We start from the raw sequence: 2,170 nt of genomic DNA, 5'->3' as shown, positions 1-2,170 counted from the left end.
GCCATGACCGGGCGACGGTGACGCGCATCGAGCATCTGCTCTACATCGCCGAATACAAGCGCCGGCAGGCAGCGCCCGGTGTGAAGATCACCAAAAAGAACTTCGGCCGCGACCGCCGCTATCCCATCACCAACCGGTTCAGGGATCGGCTAGACACTGTTTCCTGACCGAAAGTTCACGCCATGCCGCAGGCAAGGGTAGTCATGCCCGACTGTGAAATCAGCTTCGACCTGTCACGGATCGATTTCCGTGCGACATCCGACCTGCTGATGGCGAGCTATTGGGGCGCCGGGCGCAGCGACGAAGTCCATCACCGCGCCTTCACCAATTCGCTTTGCGTCGGCGCCTACATCGATGGCAAGCAGGTCGGCTTCGGGCGGGCGATCACTGACCGTACGGTGTTCGCCTATCTCGCCGACATCATCATCTGGCCCGAGCATCGCGGGCAGGGCATCGGCAGCCGGCTCGTCCAGGCCCTGATCGATCATCCTGAAGTCAGGACTGTTTTCCACTGGAGCCTGTCGACCAGCGACGCCCATAGTTTGTATGAAAAGCTTGGATTCAAGCCATCGACCGATGGCCGTTACATGCGGTTCGATCGCGATCCCAGATGAAGCGGCGCGCGGCGATGGTTTGCCGCATTGTTGCAAAATAATCGCAGTGGTTGGACCAGATACACTTTTGGCGTGAGTTGATCTTGGCGATGCATCGGGGCGTCTTTATAAGGACCTTTCCGCGATTCATTTGCGGGAGGTCCGAATGGCAGTATTTCAAATGGTAATGCGAGGCCGCGAAGCCTAGGTCTCATCCGGCGCTCCGCGAGGGTTTTGTCCTCGCAGTGATGCCGGATCGAGCACAGGCTTATGCCGATGCCGGTCGCCGCCCGATTACGGGCGAGACGCCAAATATGCCACTCCGCTTCTGGGCACTCATTAGCCCCTTGCGCGGCTTCTTCAATTTTCGACCTTTACTGGGATCGGGCTCGTTTGCGCCCGAATGACATCATGGCTCGTTTCAAGATCGATTTGCGCGCGAGCGCCTTTCGCAGCGTTCTTGGCTTCACGTTCACCCATTGGCGGCGCCAGCCGTGGCGGCTTTCGCTCATCATGGGCGGCTTCCTGCTGTCGACGCTGGCCGACGTTTTGACGCCGCTCTATTCCGGCCGGCTGGTCGACGCCGTCGCCAGCAGCGCCGGCGCCGACACGATTGCCTGGAATGCCGCGATGGCGGCGTTTTCGATGCTGATGGCCCTGGCATTGACCGGCGTCGTGCTGCGCAACCTTGCTTTCATGGGGATCGTCGAGCTGACGCTGAAGATGATGGCGGACATTGCCGCCGATGCTTTCCATCGCGTCCAGCGCTTTTCCACCGACTGGCATGCCAACAGCTTTGCCGGCTCGACCGTGCGCAAGGTGACGCGCGGCATGTGGGCGCTGGACCTGCTCAACGACACCATCCTCATCGCGCTGCTGCCGTCCGTGGTCATGCTGGTCGGCTCGACGCTGCTGCTGGGCTGGTTCTGGCCGCTGATGGGCGCGGTGGTTGCCGCCGGCTCGGTGCTGTTCATCATGGTGACGGCAATGCTGTCGCTTGGCTATGTCGCGCCGGCGGCAAGGCTCGCCAACACCTGGGACACACGCCTCGGCGGCTCGCTGGCTGACGCGGTCAGCTGCAACGCCGTGGTCAAGGGCTTTGGCGCCGAGGAGCGCGAGGAGCGCCGCCTGGCCAGGGTCGTCGCCAAATGGCGTGCGCGCACGCGGCGCACCTGGGTGCGCGGCACCATCAACGGCACCACGCAAGGGGCGCTGCTGCTGGTCATGCGCGCGGCGGTGATCGGCCTGGCATTGATGCTGTGGTCATGGGGGCAGGCGAGCGCCGGCGACGTCGCCTTCGTGCTGACCTCGTTCTTCGTGCTGCAAGGCTATCTCAGGGATATAGGCACGCATATCCGCAATCTGCAGCGCTCGATCAACGACATGGAGGAGCTGGTCGATTTCCAGTTCGAACCGCTCGGCATCGAGGACCGGCCTGGCGCCAAGCCGATCCGGATCACTGAAGGACGGATCAGCTTCGACAACGTCACCTTTCACTACGGCAATCACCGATCGGCGCTCTATCGCGACTTTTCGGTCGATATCGCGCCGGGTGAACGTGTCGGGCTCGTCGGCCA

2 protein-coding genes are annotated in these 2,170 nt (G+C 62.3%); both read left to right on the top strand.

The annotated features are described in order from the left end of the window. Positions 1-203 precede the first annotated feature (203 nt). Positions 204-614, top strand: coding sequence for a GNAT family N-acetyltransferase (locus EN935_RS32435; RefSeq protein ID WP_127264605.1), 411 nt, complete (start codon positions 204-206; stop codon positions 612-614). Between the two features lie 390 nt (positions 615-1,004). Then, a partial coding sequence (locus EN935_RS32430; RefSeq protein WP_206534616.1) for an ABC transporter ATP-binding protein occupies positions 1,005-2,170 on the top strand: 1,166 nt, incomplete at its 3' end.

Source organism: Mesorhizobium sp. M7D.F.Ca.US.004.03.1.1, assembly GCF_003998635.1.
In the GTDB taxonomy this organism is placed as follows: domain Bacteria; phylum Pseudomonadota; class Alphaproteobacteria; order Rhizobiales; family Rhizobiaceae; genus Mesorhizobium; species Mesorhizobium loti.
This window is presented reverse-complemented; position numbering and strand designations above follow the sequence as displayed.